Origin of the sequence: Flavobacterium degerlachei, assembly GCF_900106645.1 — a bacterium.
Lineage (GTDB): Bacteria > Bacteroidota > Bacteroidia > Flavobacteriales > Flavobacteriaceae > Flavobacterium > Flavobacterium degerlachei.
In genome coordinates this window covers 379,638-402,540 of sequence record NZ_FNMV01000001.1, presented here as the reverse complement: position 1 = coordinate 402,540, position 22,903 = coordinate 379,638, and the positions used below count along the sequence as shown (strand labels likewise).

The 22,903-nt window shown below is 34.9% G+C and carries 18 protein-coding genes; 9 read left to right on the top strand and 9 right to left on the bottom strand.

Features of this window, described 5'->3' with window-relative positions; genetic code table 11:
* The first annotated feature begins 103 nt into the window (after window positions 1-103).
* The 6 genes from BLV91_RS01715 to BLV91_RS01690 all read left to right on the top strand — a co-directional run bounded on the left by BLV91_RS01715 (window position 104) and on the right by BLV91_RS01690 (window position 4,037).
* A complete protein-coding gene (locus BLV91_RS01715) occupies window positions 104-1,318 on the top strand; it encodes an aminotransferase class V-fold PLP-dependent enzyme (RefSeq protein WP_091428889.1) in 1,215 nt (404 codons plus the stop codon).
* Between the two features lie 10 nt (window positions 1,319-1,328).
* Entirely contained in the window at window positions 1,329-1,772 is a 444-nt protein-coding gene (locus tag BLV91_RS01710) for a hypothetical protein (RefSeq protein WP_091428888.1), read from the top strand.
* The gene (locus tag BLV91_RS01705) at window positions 1,762-2,181 is read left to right on the top strand and encodes a SufE family protein (protein WP_091428887.1); all 420 of its coding nucleotides are present in this window, start codon (window positions 1,762-1,764) and stop codon (window positions 2,179-2,181) included. Before BLV91_RS01710 ends, BLV91_RS01705 begins: the two co-directional genes overlap by 11 nt.
* Window positions 2,182-2,260: 79 nt before the next feature.
* Window positions 2,261-2,584: an SUF system Fe-S cluster assembly protein gene (locus tag BLV91_RS01700; RefSeq protein WP_091428881.1), complete on the top strand. Its 324-nt coding sequence runs from the start codon at window positions 2,261-2,263 to the stop codon at window positions 2,582-2,584.
* 77 nt (window positions 2,585-2,661) lie between these two features.
* A complete protein-coding gene (locus tag BLV91_RS01695) occupies window positions 2,662-3,168 on the top strand; it encodes a DUF2480 family protein (protein WP_091428878.1) in 507 nt (168 codons plus the stop codon).
* 20 nt (window positions 3,169-3,188) lie between these two features.
* Entirely contained in the window at window positions 3,189-4,037 is an 849-nt protein-coding gene (locus BLV91_RS01690) for a DUF3078 domain-containing protein (RefSeq protein ID WP_091429122.1), read from the top strand.
* A gap of 121 nt (window positions 4,038-4,158) precedes the next feature.
* Here the strand turns inward: BLV91_RS01690 and BLV91_RS01685 are convergent, their stop codons facing one another.
* Window positions 4,159-5,157 (bottom strand): YhdH/YhfP family quinone oxidoreductase, encoded by a 999-nt coding sequence (locus BLV91_RS01685; protein WP_091428875.1) that lies wholly within the window; start codon window positions 5,155-5,157, stop codon window positions 4,159-4,161.
* A gap of 139 nt (window positions 5,158-5,296) precedes the next feature.
* Between BLV91_RS01685 and BLV91_RS01680 the strand changes: the two genes are divergently transcribed.
* The gene (locus tag BLV91_RS01680; protein ID WP_091428869.1) at window positions 5,297-5,623 is read left to right on the top strand and encodes a winged helix-turn-helix transcriptional regulator; all 327 of its coding nucleotides are present in this window, start codon (window positions 5,297-5,299) and stop codon (window positions 5,621-5,623) included.
* Window positions 5,624-5,820: 197 nt separating this feature from the next.
* Here BLV91_RS01680 and BLV91_RS01675 read toward each other — a convergent pair whose 3' ends face one another.
* From BLV91_RS01675 to hflX, 3 genes are all read right to left on the bottom strand, one after another.
* Entirely contained in the window at window positions 5,821-6,774 is a 954-nt protein-coding gene (locus tag BLV91_RS01675; RefSeq protein WP_091428868.1) for a CorA family divalent cation transporter, read from the bottom strand.
* Between the two features lie 190 nt (window positions 6,775-6,964).
* On the bottom strand, window positions 6,965-7,924 hold the full coding sequence (locus BLV91_RS01670) for a Fic family protein (RefSeq protein ID WP_091428867.1): 960 nt from the start codon (window positions 7,922-7,924) through the stop codon (window positions 6,965-6,967).
* Between the two features lie 343 nt (window positions 7,925-8,267).
* Window positions 8,268-9,527, bottom strand: a complete 1,260-nt coding sequence (hflX, locus tag BLV91_RS01665; RefSeq protein ID WP_091428865.1) for a GTPase HflX — start codon at window positions 9,525-9,527, stop codon at window positions 8,268-8,270.
* A gap of 713 nt (window positions 9,528-10,240) precedes the next feature.
* Between hflX and BLV91_RS01660 the strand changes: the two genes are divergently transcribed.
* Together BLV91_RS01660 and BLV91_RS01655 are read left to right on the top strand one after the other, a co-directional pair.
* Entirely contained in the window at window positions 10,241-11,887 is a 1,647-nt protein-coding gene (locus BLV91_RS01660; protein ID WP_139262254.1) for a DUF6377 domain-containing protein, read from the top strand.
* Between the two features lie 319 nt (window positions 11,888-12,206).
* Complete coding sequence (locus BLV91_RS01655; RefSeq protein WP_091428863.1) at window positions 12,207-14,390, top strand: glycoside hydrolase family 97 protein; 2,184 nt, start codon at window positions 12,207-12,209, stop codon at window positions 14,388-14,390.
* 96 nt (window positions 14,391-14,486) lie between these two features.
* On the opposite strand, the gene BLV91_RS01650 is transcribed toward BLV91_RS01655, so the two are convergent.
* The 5 genes from BLV91_RS01650 to BLV91_RS01630 all read right to left on the bottom strand — a co-directional run bounded on the left by BLV91_RS01650 (window position 14,487) and on the right by BLV91_RS01630 (window position 22,516).
* Complete coding sequence (locus BLV91_RS01650) at window positions 14,487-14,948, bottom strand: FKBP-type peptidyl-prolyl cis-trans isomerase (RefSeq protein ID WP_091428862.1); 462 nt, start codon at window positions 14,946-14,948, stop codon at window positions 14,487-14,489.
* An 82-nt stretch (window positions 14,949-15,030) separates the two neighbouring features.
* A complete protein-coding gene (locus BLV91_RS01645; protein ID WP_091428861.1) occupies window positions 15,031-16,383 on the bottom strand; it encodes a DUF5689 domain-containing protein in 1,353 nt (450 codons plus the stop codon).
* Between the two features lie 17 nt (window positions 16,384-16,400).
* On the bottom strand, window positions 16,401-19,238 hold the full coding sequence (locus BLV91_RS01640; protein ID WP_091428860.1) for a carboxypeptidase-like regulatory domain-containing protein: 2,838 nt from the start codon (window positions 19,236-19,238) through the stop codon (window positions 16,401-16,403).
* Window positions 19,239-20,050: 812 nt separating this feature from the next.
* The gene (locus tag BLV91_RS01635) at window positions 20,051-21,262 is read right to left on the bottom strand and encodes an MFS transporter (RefSeq protein WP_091428858.1); all 1,212 of its coding nucleotides are present in this window, start codon (window positions 21,260-21,262) and stop codon (window positions 20,051-20,053) included.
* A 213-nt stretch (window positions 21,263-21,475) separates the two neighbouring features.
* Entirely contained in the window at window positions 21,476-22,516 is a 1,041-nt protein-coding gene (locus BLV91_RS01630) for a Gfo/Idh/MocA family oxidoreductase (protein WP_091428856.1), read from the bottom strand.
* Between the last annotated feature and the right edge of the window lie 387 nt (window positions 22,517-22,903).

The window sequence follows — 22,903 nt, the reverse complement described above, 5'->3', positions numbered from 1 at the left end:
ATTCTAAATAAACAAGCCCCAATTACAACTTGGATTGTTTAAAAAATGTCGATTATTGGCGTACTATCTGACCAATAAAAAACTATAAAAACACGTAGCTAAAATGTTAGATATAAATAAAATTAGAGCTGATTTCCCCATTCTAACCCAGAAAGTAAACGGAAAACCATTGGTTTATTTCGACAATGGAGCTACTTCACAAAAACCACAAGTCGTTATTGATGCGATTTCAAAATATTACCAAGAAATTAATGCTAACATTCATCGTGGTGTTCACACTTTGAGCCAATTGGCAACTGATGCCTATGAACTTTCCCGTGGGAAGATTCAGGATCACATCAACGCTGAATTTACGCATGAAGTGCTTTTTACTTCAGGAACCACTTTTGGAATTAATTTAGTCGCAAATGGTTTTGCTTCAATTTTAAAACCAGGCGATGAAGTTTTAGTTTCTTCATTAGAACATCACAGTAATATTGTGCCTTGGCAAATGCTATGCGAGAAAACGGGTGCTACGCTAAAAGTGATTCCTATGAATGACAATGGCGAATTGATTATGGAAGCGTTTGACAAATTACTATCGGATAAAACAAAAATCGTAACCGTAAACCATATTTCAAATGCACTTGGAACAGTCAATCCCATTAAATACATGATTGACAAAGCACATGAGTTTGGTGCTGCAGTTTTAATTGATGGTGCTCAAGCCGTTCCGCATGTTAAACCTGATGTTCAAGCACTTGATTGTGATTTTTATGTTTTTTCTGGACACAAAATGTGTGGACCTACAGGAATTGGAATTCTATACGGAAAAGAAGCATGGTTAAATAAATTACCTCCTTATCAAGGTGGTGGCGAAATGATCAAAGAAGTAACTTTCGAAAAAACTACTTATGCTGAATTACCTCATAAGTTTGAAGCTGGAACGCCTAATATTGCTGGAGGAATCGTTCTAGGAGCAGCAGTTGACTATATGAATTCTATTGGTTTTGAAAATATTCAGAAACAAGAACTAGAATTGTTGGAATATGGAACACAACGCTTACTTGAAATTGAAGGTTTGAAAATATATGGCACGGCAGCAACAAAAACATCTGTAATTTCGTTTAATATTGAGGGAATTCATCCTTATGATATTGGCACTATTATTGACAAATTAGGGATAGCGGTACGAACTGGGCACCATTGTGCACAACCAATCATGAATTACTTCAAGATTCCAGGAACTATAAGAGCCTCGTTCTCTTTTTACAATACCAAAGAGGAAATTGATGCGATGGTAGAAGCCATTAAGAGAGCAAAAACAATGTTATCCTAATACCTAAAATATGAAAATACTATCCTTATTGTTCTTAACCCTTTTTCTGGGAAAAAGTTGCGACGATCAACAAAAACAGGACATCGAAACAGCTGTAATTGAATATGTGGCCAATTCGAGGGGATTTTATCAAAAAATAACGGTCGAGAAACAAATGGTTACAATTTCTTCAGACCGCAGTGGAAAAGAGAAAACTGTTCCCACAAAAATTTCAGATGCCGACTGGAAAGAATTGGTGAATTGTTTCCAAACAGTAGAGTTGGATAGTTTGGCAAAATTAAAAGCACCTACAGAAAAGCGATTTTATGACGGAGCGGCAATTGCCAATTTAAAAATCACCTATAAAGACAAAGCATACGAAACTACTAGTTTTGATAACGGTTTTCCACCAAAAAAAATTAAGAAATTCGTAAATAAAATAACATCATTTGCAAAACAAAATAATGAAAATTAAAGACATACAAGAAGAAATCGTAGACGAATTCTCCATGTTTGATGACTGGATGGAACGTTATGAATACATCATCGAATTAGGGAAGAATTTACCTTTAATACAAGAAGAATTCAAAACAGAAGATAAGCTGATTAAAGGTTGCCAATCGAAAGTCTGGTTGCAAGGCGAACAAAGCGAAGACAAAATAGTCTTTACCGCCGATAGCGATGCGATATTAACCAAAGGTATTATCGCCATTTTGATTCGGACTTTCTCCAATCAAAGCGCTACAGATATCCTTGAAGCTGACATGAATTTTATTGATGAAATAGGACTGAAAGAGCATTTATCACCAACACGTGCAAACGGATTGGTATCGATGATAAAAAACATTAAAATGTATGCTTTGGCATTCAATGCAAAGAATTAGTTTTAACATATAAGTACACTAAAAACTTACATGACTTATATGTTTAAAAATACAATAACAGAATAAAACTAAAATAAAAATGACACAAGAAATAGACACTAATGATTTAGGGGAAGCAATTGTAAAAAAATTAAAAACAATTTATGATCCTGAAATCCCTGTTGATATATACGAATTAGGATTGATATATGACGTTATGGTCAACACAGATTACGAGGTGAAAATCCTGATGACTTTAACTTCTCCTAACTGTCCGGTAGCGGAAAGTTTGCCAAGAGAAGTAGAAGAAAAAGTGAGATCAATTGAGCACATAAAAGATGCTGAAGTAGAAATCACTTTTGATCCACCATGGAGTAAAGATCTAATGAGCGAGGAAGCGAAGTTAGAATTGGGAATGCTTTAAAAATTGTTTAAAGTTTAATGGTTTAAAGTTGTCTAACTAACTTTAAACCTTAAACTTTTAAACTATAAACGAGAAACATGGAAGAAATTATAAATAAAGTAGCCACCAGTGCTCTGGAAGTATTCGATCTTGAAGATTACTATCCAAAGGGTGTTCGTGCGCAAATAGATATTTCGCAATGGCTTTTGGAAGGTTTTTTGTTGAAAGAAAAAGACTTTAGGGAACATCTTAAAAATCATGACTGGACACAATACCAAGATCAATTTGTGGCTATCAATTGCAGTACGGATGCAATAGTTCCAGCCTGGGCTAGCATTTTGGTCACCATTCAAGTGGCTCCATTTGCGAAGAAAGTGGTTAACGGAAACATCGAAGATTTAGACGCCTCCCTTTATGAGGAATTACTAGCTAAAATTGACTATTCTGTCTATGCCAATAAAGCGATTATTATAAAAGGCTGTTCTAGAAAACCAGTACCCATGCGTGCATATGTTTTGGCAGCAAGCAATTTGCAACCCTTTGCTAGAAGCATAATGTATGGCGAAGCTTGTTCAGCAGTTCCCTTGTACAAGGCGAAAAAATAAATTCCTTAATATACAAGAACATGAAAAAAATACTACTTTCTTTCGTATTCCTTTTGGCTTTAGTAACTGTAAATGCTCAGGAAGTCTCAAAAGACACCACAAAACTTTGGACAAAAAAAGGGAATATCTCCTTACTTTTTAACCAATCTGCTTATAACAAGCAGTGGCTTGGTGGCGGAACCTCAAACATTGCTGGAAACTTTAACTTGAATTATGATTTCAATTATAAAAAAGGAGATGTTGTTTGGGATAACAAACTTATCGCCGCTTATGGGTTGACCAAAATTAAAGGAGATAATCAAATTGCCAAAACTGACGACCGATTGGAATTAAATTCACTTTGGGGTAAAAAAGCAAAAGGCGATTGGTACTATTCGTTGTTCTTCAATTTTAAAACTCAAATGGATTCAGGTTATGATAAAGACGACTTAAAAATCTCGCACTTTTTCTCACCTGCCTATACTCAATTTGGACCTGGAATGTTATGGAAAAAAAGCAATAATTTAAGTGTCAACTTTTCTCCCGCTACCGCAAAACTGATCCTTGTTCACGACCATTTCACTGAATTTGGACCGTCGTTTGGTGTATTGCAGGGTGACAGTTCTCGTTTTGAGTTTGGAGCCAGTATTTCGGCTAATTACAAGTTTAACGTGATGGCAAATGTCTCGATTGAGAACCGTTTGAATTTGTATTCCAACTATTTGGACAATCCGCAAAATGTAGATATCGATTACCAAATGAATTTGGTTATGAAAATCAACAAATACCTTTCGGCTAACGTGGCTTTACGAACAATATACGATGACAACTCTATACAAGCCGTTCAGGTAAGTGAAGTTTTTGGAATTGGAGTGAATTATGGTTTCTAGAAACCAACAAAAATAAGTATATAAAAAGCCCTTTTGAAATTCATCAAAAGGGCTTTTTATTTTCGGTTTTATTCAGTCAATATATCCTATTTCCAAAAGAAAAATCGAAGTAAGTATGGTTTTACATCTCCATTTTCACCACTGTTCTTCCTTTCAATTTTCCTTTAAGCATTAAATCTATTTTTTCGTCTAATTCATTTAAACTTATTTCAGTACATGTTTCATTTAAATTATCCATTTTCCATTCATTTGCTAATTTACTCCAGACTATCTCTCTGTATTTCATTGGGTAATTTTGAGAGTCTATACCTATAAGGCTAATTCCTCTTAATATGAAAGGAAACACCGTTAAATCAAGTTTTGGAGACGCTACATTACCACAACAAGTAACAACTCCCATTGGACTTACGGATTTAATAATGTTTTCAAGAATTACTCCTCCTACAGTGTCAATAGCTCCAGCAAAAGCTGGTTTTAAAAGTGGCTTTTTATCCATTTCCTCAAAGTCTGTACGCATAATAATGTTGTCTGCTCCTAGTTTCTTTAAAAATTCAATTTCAGTTTCTTTCCCTGTTATTGCTGACACTTTATATCCAAGCTTACTTAAAATAGCGACACTTAAAGACCCTACACCTCCAGTAGCACCTGAGACAACTATCACTCCATCTTCAGGTTTAACTGTTTCAGTAAGTCTTAATACTGACATACCAGCTGTCAATCCAGCTGTTCCTATTATCATAGCTTCTTTCATAGATAGCTTTTCCGGTAATTTAACAGCCCAGTCTTCAGGAACTTTGATGTATTGACCAAAACCTCCATTTGTATTCATTCCTAAATCGTAGCTGGTTACAATAACAGTATCCTCTACTTTAAATTTACCTGATTCAGATGAAACAATTGTTCCAACAGCATCAATACCTGGTGTATGCGGATAATTTCTCGTTACCCCTTTATTACCGCTAGCTGATAAAGCATCTTTGTAGTTTAATGAACTATAGTGTACTTTGATTAATAATTCTCCTTTGGACAAAGATTCAAATGGCATTTCTTTTATTGTCGAAATGTATTTTCCGTCTTTTTCTTCTACTCTAAAGGCCTTGTATGTTGATTTACTATTCATTGTTGCTATTTTATATGATTTGATTACTTTTACATCAAATTTCGACTAAAATATACTGATAAACAATAGCTTACAAAATATTCCATTACGAACATTTTGTGCTATTTTGTGTATTTACTGCGTTCCCAACCCAAAAAAGATGAAAAAAAGTTATTGTCCTATTGATACATTTATAAATTCTATAAAAGGAAAAAGAAAAGGCACCATTATTTTGCACCTCTTTCAAGGGAATAAAAGATATGGTGAATTAGTAAAACTAATACCTGATATTAGTGAGCGTATGATGACAAAACAACTTAAAGAGTTAGAGCAGGATAGTTTAATTAACAGGACTGTATTTCCTGAAGTTCCGCTTAGGGTCGAATATAGCTTAACAAAAATGGGACAAGAAATACATCCCGTTTTAAAAGGAATGTACAAAGCAGGATTGATTTTTGAAAATAGTCTTGAACCACTCGAAAGTTAATTACAAATAGACTTTTACTATATTCGATGATACAAAAACTTTACCCTCGCTAACATTATTATTAACCAAATGGAAATGCTTAGAAAGATTCATTTTACCTCAATTTGCGAGCAATGATACCAAGCGGTTTCTTGTAAATGACACTGCCATCTTTTGCTGTCAATACAGGTTTTATACATTATTAGCTTTACTATTTCTCAAAACCATTTGTTTCTTTTAAAATAGATTAGAGGTACCAAACAACTTAAAATAATTACAACTACTACAATTGGATAGCTGTAGTAATAATTCAATTCAGGCATGTTTTTAAAATTCATCCCATAAATCCCAGCTATTAATGATGGAATTGATACACAAACTGTAATAATTGTCAAAGTCTTGAAGATTTTGTTTTGCTCTAATTCAATTTTACTATTTATGTTTGTTTTCAAGTCATTTACTCTCTCAAAGTTATATTGAATATGCTCCGAAACTACATTTAAATCGTTTATTTCTATCTCTAATTTTTCATTAATAATTTTGTTTCCTGAGTACTTCTTTCTTAGCAATAAAATTACTCTTTGAAATTCCGAAACTGAATCTCTTAGTATAAAATTATTAAAATTGTACTTTGTAAGTATGTCTAAAATATCATCAGATACTTTTGTAAAGCTCATTGCCTTATAGTATGTGTCTCGGATTTTGTTCGAGTTTAATTCTACAATGTCTGCAAAATAATCAGATAAGATTCCGATCTGGAAAGCTAAAAAGTCTAAATGTGTTTCTAATTTTAGGTTTTCAATGTCATATCTTAAATTAATCAACTGGTTTAGTGTTTTGTTCATGTTTTCGGATAAAAATAGAAAAAGTATATTTTCCTTAATGACGATATGAATACTCTCCTCTTTGGTTGTTCCCTCTGAGATATTAATAGGAATAGATAGGTTTAAGGTAAGTTGGTTGGAAACATCTATATAATGAGAACTAATTTCAATATCTTCTCTATTTTGAAATGGTTCTAAATTTATATTCCATTTTTCAGCGATTTCATTTAATTTTTTTTCTTCATTGCCAATTAATTTGATGTAAATAATATCTTCCTTTTCGAATCCAATTATATCTTTGATTCCTGTGACTTTTTTTACTAATCCATTTACATAAACCTCTATCATAGTTTTTCTATTTATTGTAGCTATTTTGTTGCGGCATTATATGTAGTTAACCTCGTTGCAAACGCTACGTTTTATCTTTAAATTTAAGTAGGTACTCGTCGCAGACGAGCTCCAGATGGGATTATAGCGATAGCGAACTGCCGAAGCAATCTCATGAAGATTATCTTTTAATAATCCGGCATTGCGAACCCTAGTTTTTACTTACAATATATTTAGTTTTATTAAGACTGCCTTCACTTTTAAATAAATTTAGTTGCATTCCTTTTTTTAAGTCTCTACTTGCTGTTGCCGATGACAAATCTTTAAAAATGTTCATATAATCCTTTCTTGTGAATTCGTTTAAACCAAGATTTAAAAAATAGTCTAATCTATCAATATCTTTTAAAACTCTGTTATTATAAGAGAGTAAAGAACTTAGGGATTCATTAATCACCCCAAGCATGTACTCAATAAAAAAAGTTAATTCTCCTGATTTGTCACTCATAGCCAATGACTTGTAATATTCATTCTGAGTTTTACTAATGAGTGTTTCAAAAGGTAAAAACTCGAATACTGGGTATTCTGACATTAAAATTAAAGTTTGCCATAATCTACCCATCCTACCATTTCCGTCTAGAAATGGATGAATAAACTCCATTTCATAATGAAAGACACAACTTTTTATAAGAACCAATTCATCTGAATTCTTAAGATATTCAAATAAGTCATTCATTAAATATGGAACATTTTCATAAGGCGGAGCAACATGCTCGACTTTAGTTCCTTTAACTATTCCTACTCCTTTTCTTCTATATTTCCCTGCGTTTTCTATTAAACCGGCCATCAATTCCGAATGTGCTTTCAAAAAACTCTTATCAGATGAAAAGTTAAATTCTTTTAGGCTTTCATACACTTTAATTGCATTCAAAACCTCCAAAACGTCTTTTTCAGGCCCGATAACTCTTTTGTTTTCAATTAACGCAGTAATCTGTTCTTCTGTTAATGTATTGCCCTCAATTTGCAAAGAAGAATGAATTGTTTTTATTATATTTTGTTTTCTAAGTTGTGGAGATTGTCTGTTTAAAAAGTTTGCGTTAACTTCTCCAAGTTTTTCAGAAATAGCGCTAATTAGTTTTAAAATATTTGGTGTAATCTCATACGGTGGTTTCATCGATACTATCATTTGATATTATCAAAAGTAGTTTTGTTTCTCGAGTAGTGCAAATATTATCGTTATAAAACTGTATATATGTGCAATGGCGTCCTACTTTTCACCGTTTTTTTATTCAAATGTTTTTATATCTTACAACACATCAAAAGAAGCGCACTAGCAATTACTACTGTAGCTTCGCATGAAGGATGGCAGCGGAAATCCTCCAGATTTTTCTTCGGGAGATTGCAGCGTACAGCCTGACGCAGCTGTAACGTAGTGGAAGCTGGGGCATGCCCAAAAAAAATCCCTAATGAAAATTCAAAAGGGATTGGGGTATTTTATGTTTTTGGGAAACTATGAATTAATCAATTGTTTCCTCTTCTTGCTCGTCTTTGTCTTCTTTCTCCACAGCGTCTTTATAGTCTGGGTATAGAAACTTATTGTAAGGAAAACGGGTAATGTGAATATGTCTTACCGCTTCATATACACGCTCTCTGAATTCCTCGAAATTCTCTCTGTTGGTTGCCGAAATAAACAAAGCATTTTCTTCTCCTACACGACTCATCCATGTAGATTTCCACTCTTCAAGCGTGAAGTGTCTTGGTGTTTTTTCGGTCATAAGATCATCTTCATCAATGGTCAAATGTTTGAAAGAATCAATCTTATTGAAAACCATTATTACCGGCTTATCATTAGCTTTGATGTCTAATAAAGTCTGGTTTACAGATGCGATATGATCTTCAAATTCAGGATGTGAAATATCAACCACGTGCAACAACAAATCAGCTTCACGAACCTCATCAAGCGTACTTTTGAAAGAATCGACTAGTTGTGTTGGCAGTTTCCTGATGAAACCTACGGTGTCAGAAAGCAAGAAAGGGAGGTTTTTGATGACTACTTTTCGAACGGTGGTGTCCAAAGTCGCAAAAAGTTTGTTTTCGACAAAAACGTCACTTTTCCCTACGGCATTCATCAATGTCGATTTTCCAACATTAGTATAACCAACCAAAGCAACACGAACCATGGCGCCACGATTCCCGCGTTGCGTGCCCATTTGCTTGTCAATGGCTTTAATTTTATCTTTTAATAACGCTATCCTGTCGCGAACAATACGTCTGTCTGTTTCAATCTCGGTTTCCCCAGGTCCACGCATTCCAATTCCCCCTTTTTGACGCTCAAGGTGAGTCCACATTCCAGAAAGTCTAGGCAGCAAATATTGGCACTGCGCCAGTTCTACCTGTGTTCTTGCATAAGAAGTTTCGGCACGTTGTGCAAAAATGTCAAGGATAAGGTGAGTTCTATCTAGAATCTTACATTCCTCAATTATTTTGGCAATATTTTTTTGTTGTGAAGGAGTCAATTCATCATCAAAAATCAATGTTGAAATTCCATTCTCTTTTACATACGAATGAATTTCATCAATTTTTCCGGTTCCAACGAAAGTTTTGGGATTAGGACGCTCCATCTTTTGTGAAAAACGTTTTACCACTTCTCCACCTGCTGTGTAAGTCAAAAACTCCAATTCGTCGAGATATTCTTTTAATTTCTCTTCGCTTTGGTTTTGGGTTACAATACCGACAATGGCCGTTTTTTCGAAATTTATTGTTTCTTTTTCTAACATAACTTTGAATAAGTCACAAATTTAATCATTTGTCAGCGACTTATGGAATTTATCCCTTCATAATAAACAATAGCTGTGAAAATTGATACTTTGAGCACTGCTGTTATTTAACAATAGTGTGTTTTAGCCGCTGATTTCAAAGATTATCGTAGATAATTTATCGGAAAAGCTTTTGACTTCTGAATCTCTTTTACTACATAGAGACATAGAGTTAATTGTCTTTAAAAAGAGTTAGATAGAAGTTTTACTTGTCACATAGCAAACTGTAAAATATTTTCACCGCTAATTCCACAGATTTTCGCAGATTATTTTTTTGACTAAACTACTGAAAGAAATCTGCGCGAATCATTCTACTCTGCGGTTATTTTTTTTTACCGCTGATTTCACAGATTTTTACAGGTTATTTATTGGGGAAGCTTTTGACTTCTGAATCTCTTTTACTACATAGAGCCATAGAATTATTTGTCTTTAAAAAGAATTAGATAGAAATTTTACTTGTCACATAGCATAGTTGCAAAGAGATCTTTTTTTTCGAATGCTTTCATAAATAGGAATTGCTGTTTTCATTAAGCTCCAAAAGCTATGTTTTCTTTAAAAAAGTAAAACGTCTTCTCAAAAACAACCTTATTTATATCTCTATGTGGTAAAAAAATAAATACTCCCGCTGCAATAGGTTATTTTAATTATTTTTACCCCAATTTAATCCCATTTGAATGAATCGACTTTTGAATTTTGTTGTTGTATTGCTCTTTCCTGTACTACTTATGGCGCAAAATGATTTTGACACTTTGTTGAATGAGTTGGATACAACAGTTGATAATTACCAGATTTATTCCAATCGCAAAGAGGATAAAATAAAACAACTGAAAGTTTTGCTGAAACAATCTTCTAGCGATCTTCAAAAATATGAAATTGGTCAAAACTTATTCGATGAGTACAAACTCTATCAGTCGGATTCCGCTTTAGGGTATGCCAGAAAAAATCTTCAAATAGCCACTGTTTTAAAGGATATTACAAAAATCAATTCGGCCAAATTAAATCTAGCTTCCATAATGGGAACATTAGGAATGTATAAAGAAGCCACTGATGTTCTCCATAAAATTGACATCAAATCTTCGGCTGATCTATACAGTTATTTTTACCGTGTCAATACTACTATTTATGGCTCTATGTCTGATTATGCAGCCTCACTTCAGGAACAAAAGAAATACGATTTATTGACTAGACAGTATCGGGACTCCACCATGCAGTCTTATCCATCCCAATCTAACTTAAAATTTATTGACCAAGCCAGCAAACTCCTTGGGGACAAAAAACATGAGGAATCGTTAGATTTATTGCTTGATTATTTCCCTAATATATCTAATGATAATCCAGAACAAGCAGTTGTAGCTTATTTGATTTCACAATCCTATCATGGAAAAAAGGACCATGAACAGGAAAAAAAATGGTTGACAATATCAGCTATCTCCGACTTACAATTGGCCAAAAAAGAATACATTTCGCTTCGATCACTCGCTTTTATGATGTATGAAGATGGCGACATAGACCGAGCGTACAAATACATGAAACGATCTCTTGAAGATGCACTTTTTTGTAATGCCCGTTTAAGAACCTATGAAATTTCGAAGATGATGCCCATCATCAATGAAGCCTACCAACAGCAAAATGAAACAAACCGCTTTCAAATAGTGCTTTTTCTAGTCAGCGCCAGTCTGCTCTCGCTTGTTTTATTGGTCATATTATTTATGCTTTTCAAACAAATGAAGAAATTGAATAGAGCGAAACAAGACATCTATTTGGCCAATATTCAGCTTTCTGAATTGAATAAAGAACTCTCTTTTTTTAACGAGAAGTTAAACGAAGCTAATTTCACGTTGACTGAAGCCAACCTACTAAAAGAAATATATATTGGGCGTTATATGGATCAATGTTCGGATTATATAGGAAAACTTGAGGGATACCGACGCAAACTAAATGTAATGGTAACAACTGGAAAAATGAATGATTTGGTGACTGCTGTTAAGTCAAAACAGTTTATCGAAAATGAGCTGAAAGAATTCTACACTAATTTTGACCAAACTTTTTTACAACTGTTTCCCACCTTTATCGAAGAATTTGCAGCCCTATTAGTTGATGAAGATGCCATTCAATTAAAGGAAGGCGAATTGCTTAATACTGAACTTCGCATCTTTGCATTGATCCGTTTAGGCATAAAAGATAGCGCCAAAATATCTGTTTTCCTTCGCTATTCTGTATCGACAATTTACAATTACAGATCCCAAATCAAGAACAAAGCTGTAGGTCCACGTGATGCCTTTGAATCAAATGTGATGGCGATAGGAAAGGACATAAAATGAATTGGTTTAGGACTAATCCAGTAAGAACCCACTATTTTTAGTCCACAAAACCACCACTTTTTTTTATTAAAAAAAACATTCAAACCACTATTAAACAATGATTTAAATATTTATCACTATATTTAAATCTACTTTTTTATAATGGTAAAAATATGCAACACATAAAGGGTTTATATTTACCTCCACGAAATTCTAAATTCAGATGAGACTTTTAGAATTTCGACAAAAATCGATTTCGCAAAAAGTAAAATATGCGATAATCATGATCACCACATTCTATTATCAAAACTGAAATTAATTATTAAATTCTATTTTAAAAATGAAGCATTTTATTATCACCTCTTTATTGTGGCTAGCACTATTTAATTATGCAGCTGCACAACAGTTAAAATCACCCAATGAAAAATTCACAATGGAATTTTCATTATTAGCTGACGGAACTCCAAGTTATACTTTGAACTACAAAGGTAAAGCTGTCATAAAACCTAGTAAACTTGGTCTTGAACTAAAAAGCGACAAAAAGACAATGTTGTATGATTTGACCTTTAGTACAAATGCATCTGAAAAAAAATTGTTATTTGACAAAAATTCATTGTTAAATAATTTCACGATAAAAGACACCCAAACAAGCACTTTTGATGAAACTTGGAAACCAGTTTGGGGTGAAGAAGATCAAATTCGCAATCATTATAATGAATTGGCGATTACTCTTAACCAAAACGAAACTGATAGACAATTGGTGATTCGTTTCCGTCTGTTTGATGATGGTCTTGGTTTTCGTTACGAATTTCCTACTCAAAAGAACCTAACTTATTTTATAATCAAAGAGGAAAGAACGCAATTTGCAATGGCCGGAGATCATACTGCTTTTTGGATTCCGGGAGATTATGACACACAAGAATACGATTATACAACCTCAAAATTATCTGAAATTAGAGGATTAACCGAAAAAGCTAAAACGGACAACGTGTCACAGACTTCTTTTTCTCCTACAGGGGTTCAGACTTCTTTGATGATGAAAACTAGTGATGGTTTGTATATCAATCTACATGAGGCGGCACTAATTAATTATTCTTGCATGCACCTGAACCTAGATGACAAAAACATGGTATTTGAATCTTGGTTGACTCCAAACGCGAATGGCGACAAAGGAAATATGCAAGCTCCGCAACAAACCCCATGGCGTACGATTATGGTAAGTGATGATGCTACTGACATTCTAGCTTCAAAAATGACATTGAATTTAAACGAGCCTTCTAAAATTGAAGATACTTCATGGATCAAGCCTGTTAAATATATTGGAGTTTGGTGGGAAATGATTACAGGAAAAAGCTCTTGGTCATATACTAATGAATTTCCATCAATACAACTAGGTATTACTGATTATTCAAAAGCAAAACCAAACGGAACTCATGGTGCAAACAATGCCAATGTAAAAAAATACATTGATTTTGCTGCTGCAAATGGTTTTGATGGTGTTTTAGTTGAAGGTTGGAATCAAGGTTGGGAAGATTGGTTTGGTCATGCCAAAGATTATGTTTTTGATTTTGTAACTCCATATCCAGATTTTGATGTAAAAGCAATTCATGAGTATGCCAAGTCAAAAGGAGTAAAAATGATCATGCACCACGAGACTTCGGGGTCAGTTCGTAACTACGAGCGCCATATGGACACAGCATATCAGTTTATGAAAGACAATGGATATGATGCTGTAAAAAGTGGTTATGTAGGTGACATTTTACCTAAAGGCGAAAATCATTATAGCCAATGGACTGTCAATCACTATCAATATGCAATTGAAAAAGCAGCTGATTATAAAGTTATGGTCAATGCACACGAGGCGGTGCGCCCAACTGGAATATCTAGAACGTACCCAAATTTAATTGGAAACGAATCAGCTAGAGGAACGGAATATCAATCATTTGGAGGTTCAAAACCAAATCACGTAACAGTACTTCCTTTTACCAGATTAATTGGTGGACCGATGGATTATACTCCGGGAATTTTTGAAATGGATCTATCAAAATTGAATCCTGACAATCATTCGCATGTAAACAGTACAATTGCTAATCAATTAGCATTATACGTAACGATGTATAGCCCGTTGCAAATGGCAGCCGACTTACCTGAAAACTACAATCGCTTTTTAGATGCGTTCCAGTTTATTAAAGATGTTGCTATTGACTGGACAGTGAGTAAATACATCGAGGCTGAACCGGGACAATACATTACTGTTGCTAGAAAAGCAAAAGGAACAAACAACTGGTTTTTAGGGAATGTAAATGGAGAAACTCCACGTACCTCGAACATTAAATTTGATTTCTTGGAAAAAGGAAAAAAATATGAGGCAACTATTTATGCTGATGCAAAAGATGCTCATTACAAAACAAATCCTCAAGCGTATGTTATTCGCAAAATGACGGTAACTAGCAAATCTAAATTATCACAGTTATCTGCTCCAGGTGGAGGTTATGCGATTAGCATTATTGAAATCAAAAAATAATTTAAAATAACTATTCCAAGAAAAAGGATATAGGATTTATAAACAACAAAAGGCTGTCTTCTCGGACAGCCTTTTGTTGTTTATAATAGTTTAAAACTAATTTACTTTGATCAGTTTAACATCAAAAACTAGTACAGAACCTCCAGGAATTGGTCCGCTACCATTGCTTCCATAACCTAAATGAGATGGAATTAAAAGAATACCGTTACCGCCTTCTTTAAAATAAGGAATTCCTTCTGTCCAACCTTTTATAACTTGATTCAATCCAAAGGATATACCTTGATCAGTACTTTTATCAAATACATTTCCATTGGTAAAATATCCTTTGTAAGCTACTGTAACATTAGAAGAAGCTGTAGGTTGTGTTCCTGTTCCTGCTTCATTAACAACATAATACAAACCTGAATCAGTTTTTGTAGCTGTTAATTTGTTTGCCGCGATGTAATCGACAATTTCTTTTTCGTTTTCAACTGTATAATCAACAGTTTTCGCTGCATCACCTTCTGATAAGCAAGAAACAAATAGTATAGAAACTAATGCTAATAAAATAGATTTCATAATAATAATTTAATTGATAAGCTCGCAAATATATAAAATACAGCCTACATAAATTATATTTTTTACTACTATATAACTAAAATCAATCCCCAAAAACCTGAACATCATCTATCTGAAAAGCCCCATCCAGCGCAAGGTTTTTTCCAGAGCCAATATATTTAAAAGCAATATTTATTTTTCCTTTGTAAGAGGATAAATCTACTCCTCCACTTCCCACAAACTGATACCATGGTGTGGCTTGCTTTGGCAAAATAACCTGAACTGGAATCCAAGTTGCCTTAGTCACATTCAAACCATCAAAATTAGTAGAAACATAAACCTCAATAGTATTTAGTGGTGAGTCCACATCTAGGTGGTGCTGGGCAGTTCTAAAAGTCAATATCTCATTAGTATGTGTATCCATATCAATTTTGGGCGAAATCAACCAAGCGATATTAGAAATTACTTTTGTCCCACTAATATTAAACTCGGCATATCCATTACCTGAATAAACGGTTCCTTTCCAAAATAGTGTACCGCTCTGAACGATGTTTGCCCAACCCGGAAGGCTTAAATTTGACTTATCAACAACTCTACTAAAATCTTCCGAAAAGAAGGGAACTGCCCGTACTCCTGAAATTGCAACATCACTTTCAGAACGTGCGACTAACTGATAATCAGAACCAAATTTAGTCAAAACCCCTCTTACTTTACCGCTACCGTCAGGCACTAATTTGCCTGAAAAATCAGCATAACTACTGGTTCTAAAAATAATTTGATTTCCTTTTTTGTCTATTAAGTTCCAATTTGTCGCTCCGCCAATATTATTACTTTCTTCAAAATAATGACGGCCTATAGCAGCTTCAGCAAATTGTACCTCTGACAACTCCACAAGCGTATTCAAGTTTGAATCATTCTGTAAATCGGCAATTGTGATTTTTCGCACTAGTTGGTCGTCTGTTAAAGTCGTGCAGGAAGCGTGCAATACTTTTTTGTACTCATTTTGCGACAGCCTGCCCACAGCACCTTCATTATAGGAATTGACATAAATCCCTCCTATTCGCAGACTTCCGTAATTAATATCAGTATATTGGTCTTTCAGTTTTATGTACACTTTATTTCCAAATCTAAAATCAACATAGATATTGGTTGCATCTACTGGAACGCTAAACCCTATCGCTGGCGTTGTGGCTGTTGCCAAAGTTTGAAACGAAATACTCTTAAAGAAATTACCGTATTCATCTGTTGAAACCACATAGGCTTCAATAATATCATCGTATTTGTATTGAGAAACTATTGCTCCTGATTTAGCATGAACATCTGCAACCGTTTTATTTACTGACAAATCAGGCTGATTGCAGCTCAGTTTAGGAACCTCAACCTCATCATTGACACAGCTTGAAAAATAGAATGCCGAAAGCAGCAAGGGAATCATTTTAAAGGAAGTAGCTTTCATAATAGATAGTTATTTATTTACAAATTGAAACTGAGATTTACAAAATAAGTTCTGCCGTAACCATAAAAATATTTGTTGCCAAAAGACGGCGTTCCGCTGGAAACATCTTGATTGAGTTGTCTGAAATTCGCATTTCGCGCTTGTTCATATCCACCAGTTTTATATTTAGTGTCCAAGACATTATTAATGCTCACAAAAAGGCCTAAATATTTTCCTCGAATGCGCCATGATTTACCTCCAATAATATTCAGTAGTACAACGGCATCAAATTGTTGCTGTTTTAGTAATTCAGCGGCTCTTTCTTCTGTTGCTTCGGGAAATGGGAATCCGCTAGCGGGATTTGTATAAAAGTGACTCGTTCTGGAAATAGGCGACACATCAATATAGTTATCTGCCAGATAATTTATGTTAGAGCTAATCCACCAGTATTTTGGATCTCGGTATTCGATTCCTAAAGCATACGCTTGCTGTGGCATTCCGGCTTGCTTGTAATTTTTGAGCAAAGTGGTTCCAAAATCAAAGGACGGATTGGTGTTTTCAACTGTAGCAACGGCATCATTGTTTATACTTAAATCAGGATTGCTATCATAGGTATGTTGTCCATAAGCCGCTGAAAAACTGCTTTTAATTGTGGCGCTCCATTGGTATTCAAAACTGAGTTCAGCCCCCATATTCTTTTTGTCTAAATGGGTTAATGTTTGACTCACAAATGCATTCGTGTTTGTATATCCCGCGCCATTATCAAAAATCCCTTCGGCATAAAAAAAGGAAGTTTTAGTTGCATCTTTTATGGTAGTGTAGTAGGCTGTCAGTCGCGCTTTGAGTTTTGGAGCACGATATATATAGCTTGCATCAAGACTATTTATATTCTCACTTTGTAGCCCATTTACAATAGAATTATTTAATCGTGAATTAGGAAAACTGTTCCTAATCGTAGGTGCTTTGGTCAAATGAGCTCCGTTAAAAGTCAACAATTGTTTTCCTGATAATTTATAAGTCAGTCCTCCTTTGAAACCAAAATTCTCAAATTGAAGTTTCTCGCTTTTACCAAAAGAAATCGTTTCATAAATTCCGTTTTTATACAATCCTTCCCTTTGATAATTTGTACTAGTAAAGGATTGTGCCAAGTAGAAATCGACTTTGTCGTATGAAAATTTGAATTGGCTAAAAGCATCCAGCGTATTCGCAACATAATTATAATTGTAGCCATAAGCATCTCCCCCCGCCACTTGTCTGTTTGGATTATTTAAATCTGATTGCGCCTGATTTCCGCTATAGAAACCGTCGATATCTTCAAAATAAGCACCGCCCAATAAATCCAGTAGTTTCTGGTAATTGTGTGATTTTAAATTCCGGAACGAGGCTCCTGCATTCACAATCAAATTTTCATTCAGTTGCGTATTGAAAATGGAACTCGCCACCATTGTTTTATCATCGGTACGGTCTTCGTATAAAACGTAATGACTTATAGCCGCTTCATATCCTGATATATTTCCGTTGCCATCTAGAATTGGATTTTGATTGGCTTGATACATAGCATTCCAATCAATCTGCTGATTTGCCAGAAATAGAATTCTGCTTTTCTCTGCATTCTCATAATCAGGCGTAAATTCTCCAGAATATTCTCCGTTATCCCGAGCATAAAGTGAGGTGTAATACGATGGTAATTTTCTGAAATAGGTTGGATCAGGACTATTTGCACTTTGATAATCGATGTTACTATTTCCAATTTTACCAAATTGATACATCAAACCCGAATTCAGATTAGTATGATCGTTTATTTTGAAAAAATGATTGAGCATCAAGATCGGTTCTTCGATGGTTTTATTTCTGGCATTTCTTTTCTTTCCGTCTTGATACCCCCAATAAGAATTATAATTTACAGAAGTGAGTTGCGTTACCTCATCTGTATTTGGAGAATTTTTTCCTCTGGTATTAGGCGTATAAAATCCAGTAAAATTGAGCGAATGACTGTCGGTTAATTTCTTTTCGACACTCATAAAAAGAGAGCTTGCATCATAAGTTGTACCTTCAAAATGACCTTCTTGTGCCAATCTTTTTCCTGCCGAAACGACAAAAGCCCAACCGCTATTTCCCATTCCTGAAGCATAAGTTCCCATCGTACGCCAACTGTAATTAGTATTCGTTCCCGAAACCGTGATTCTTGAACCGGTTCGATAAGTTGAAGCGCGGGTATTGATTTCTTGGGTTCCAAGAATTCCCCCAAAAGTATAATCAGAAGGAGCTGTTCCTATAGAAAATTCCTGATTTCGGGTGGCGTCATTGAGACCGCCCCAATTGCTCCATTGCGGTCTGCCATCATATAATTTATTCATGGCAATTCCATTTATCATTGTGGTGGCGTTCTCACTATCGAGTCCCCGAATCCTGAACCGTGCCTGCCCCCAATTGAAAGCGGCGGCTTGCTGAAAAGCATCTTTAGAGGATTGTAAAAGTCCCGAAGTACTTTCTGAACCGCTATTGTCCTCGCTTAAGTCATTATCAAACAGACGGATTATGCTTGTTTGTACTTCTGAAATTTGGTCCTCTTCGAGCATAATAGTTCCTAGGTCAAGAATTTGACCTGAAATTATTGAAACAGGAATCAAGGCGTCCTTGAATCCTTGACTGTGTAAAAGGATTAAATAATCACCTTCGGTTAAGTTCTCAAAAGCAAATTCCCCGTCTGTTGTGGTCAATTGCATTAAGGTGGTATTCTGGATTGAAACGACAACAAAGGCAAGTGGCTTCTGGGTTTTGGATTCCAAAACCATTCCCTTAATCCCAGTTTCATTTTGCGCAAAAGCTAATCCCAACTGGAATAGTAGCAAAAGAGTCAGGAAAACGTTTTTCATAGATGTATTTCTGTTTTATAGGCTAACTAATTCCCTTTATGAGACTTGGGAATTTTAATTCTAAATAAATTTGAAAACTTTCGATTTTGGACCATATAAAAACATCTCCAAGGGAGAAATAATGGAAATCAATAAAAAATGTTTTTGGAAAATTTAAAAGAATGCTATAAAACAGTGGTATTGAGAAGGCCAGTCAATTTTATTATCTGAAATTATTAATTAAATGTAATTAAAATATCTATAAGTTGTTGATTTTCAGTGAAAATAAAATTTGTTTTTTATTTTGGGATTTATCGTTCTTGGGATGATATATTGAGGTTGGTTTTTTTGTATCGAATGAAATGTTGCAGGAATCTACACAAAACTAAACAGTGGTACAATTATTCAAAAACGTCAATGATAGTGTTTGATATGCAGTAAAATCTAAGCAAAAATGTATGGAAAACCGTTTGGTTGAAAGTAAAAATTGTGTTTTACTAATTTTCTTTTTTGCTTGATCAAAAAAGAAACAAAAAAATCAAGTCACAGCTCCCTCGTCGGTCAAATTAGTTTTCGAAGTCTAAAACAAAAAAAACTCGCTCCGCTCAAACAGTTTTTGTTTTTACGACTTCTTCAAACATTTGACGCTCGACTGCGGAAGCTAAGGACGCCTTAATATCGAAAGAAATGAAACCCACAAAAAGTGATGCATAGCCGCGATGGAAGCAAGTATCCTTTATTGCCAGACCCAAAATTTTGGGGCGGCAATAAAGATACTGCGTACAGCGGGACTAAATGTAGTATGAAAATGAATATTTGTGCTCCTAAAAAAATTACTGAATCGCTTTGATTCTAGAAACCATAATGGCAATCAAAACCCCGAAAAGCCCTATAAAAGCGAAAGAAAACCGCAAACTTGACAATTCAGCGATGTAACCAATTACGGGCGGACCCATTAAAAAACCAAGGAAACTCACGCTTGAAACAATCGTTAAAGCCTCGCCTGGTGGAACATTTGGATTTTTTCCCGCAATACTATAAAGTGTAGGTACAATTGTAGAAACTCCTAAACCGACGAACATAAAGGCGATCGTAGATGGGATAATGTATGGGAAAAATACCGATGTGAAAAGTCCTGCCGAAATTAAAACACCGCTGATTTGCATGACTGTTTTCCTACCAAATTTAAGTATCAGACCGTCGCCAAAAAAGCGGCCTCCAGCCATCATAATCATAAAGGAAGTATATCCCAAAATCACTAAAGGTCCCGGCGCTTGGATGACATCCTTAAAATAAACACCGCTCCAGTCAAACATTACTCCTTCGCTGGCCATGCAGCAAAAACCGATCAAACCTAGATATATTAAGGCACTGTCTGGTTTTGAGAATAATTTTTTCTTTTCGGCTTTAGGTATTTCTTTGGCCTTGATCAGGAATTTATAATTGAATGCCATCATCAAAACCACAATGGCTCCAACGATCAGAAAATGATGGAATGGCGAAAGTTGCAAAGCCAACATTCCGAGTCCTACCAAAGCTCCGGTAAATCCTGCAAAACTCCACATACCATGAAAAGAAGACATGATCGTTTTCTTGAAAAGTACTTCGGTATAAACACCTTGTGTGTTTACTGCAATATTGTTTAGGTTTCCAAATAGTCCAAACAAAAATAATGCGAAGGACAATTGCCAGGCCGTAGTTGCCAGTCCAAGATTAACGAGACTTAAAACATATAATAAAGAGGCGAATATCAGGATGCGGTGGCTCCCGTAACGGGTTACCAATTTCCCTGAAAAAGGCATAATTAACAATTGCCCTACAGGAACTGCAAACAAAATACTTCCTAGCTCTGCCGATCCTAAATCTAGAGTTGTTTTAATATCTGGAATTCGGCTTGCCCATGTAGCGAAACACAATCCCATACCAAAATAAAAAGAGGAAACCGCCCAACGGATTCTGTTGAGATAGGAAATCTTAGCGTTTTCGTAGGTTTTCTTATACTTTCCTTTTGCTTTAAACTTGGCAATAAATTTTATATCTATCAAAATAACGGACTTTAATAATTTGAGCGGCAAAAATACAAAAAGCAATCAGCCGTAGTCATTAAATAAAATTTGTCGCAATAATTACAACGTTATTGTTTATAAATAGAGCCTTTTGAAATCAGATTTATAAAAAAAGACCGCAGATTCGCAGATTTTATAAATTAATAAAATCTGCGAATCTGCGGTAAAATTTCTATGCTTATTGTTTAAAAACTACAAATCGATTACTTTTTTCTGAGCGCTACTTTGAATTGCAGCTTCAATAATTTGCATTACCCTAACACCATCTTGGGCAGTTACTGGTTCAACAGTATCATTAGCAATTGAATTGTAAACGCCATCAAAAAACGCATAATAGTTCCCTTGCAATGTTGGGATTTTTCCATGCATGGTTACTCCGTCTATATTAGTATGCAACACTCCCTCTAGTTCTATGGGTTCTTTTCCCCATGTGTCTAAGTTTGGTTTTTTAGCTAATTTCAAATCGTCTTCCTGTACGTCTCCGCGTGGTTTCAAGAACGAACCTTTTTTTCCATGAAGCTGATAGGCCGGAATGGCTTCTCTGACAAAAAAACCAGCTTTCAGTCTCACTCTAAAAGTATCATAATACAAAACGATATCGATCCAATCGTCTACCAAGGAATGTTCTCGAGTAATTCTGATATCACTCATAACAGACTTCGGGAATCCGAATAAATATAGCGCTTGATCTATTAAATGCGGACCTAAATCTTTCAGAATCCCTGCTCCGTCATTAGCAGTTTCCTTATGTTGCTTTGGACTCAAGTTAGGATTGTAGCGGTCAAAATGAAATTCGGCTTCCACAATATCACCCAAAACACCATCCGAAAGGACTTGTCGTACCGTTTTGAGGTCACTATCCCATCTTCTGTTTTGGAAAACCGACAGTTTCACGCCTTTTTCTTTGGCCAAAGCAGCTAGTTCCTGCGCTTCGGCCACAGTGGTAGTAAATGCTTTTTCTACTATGGCATGTTTTCCCGCTAGCAATACTTGTTTGGCATATTCAAAATGAGTTCCCACTGGCGTATTAACTACTACCAAATCAACATCCTCTTCGAGAACTGATTCTAGAGTGGGATAACTTTTCGTATTAGGATAATCTTCTTGTATCAATTGCTTGCTTCTTTCCCAAGATCCAAGCAATTCAAATCCAGGGTGAAATTCCAGAAATGGTGCATGAAACACTTTTCCTGACATACCGTAGGAAAGCAAAGCTGTTTTTATTTTTTTCATAGGTTGTTGTGTTTTTATGGAACGCGGATTAATCGCGTTTTTATTCTTTAATTTATAACATATAAGTCATATAAGAAATAGTTTGCGTTTACTCTGTATTGTCTTATGGGACGCGGATGAATCGGATTTTAACAGATTATCGCGGATTTTTTTTAAATTCTTTGTCTTTAAAATTAAACATATAAGTCATATAAGAAATAGTTTGCGCTTACTCTGTATTGTTTTATGGAACGCGGATGAATCGGATTTTAATAGATTATCGCGGATTTTTAATTCTTTGTCTCTAAATTTTAAACATATAAGTCATATAAGAAATAGAATGAGCTTACACTGTATTGTCTTATAGAACGCGGATGAAACTGATCTTTACGGATTCTCAAAATTAAA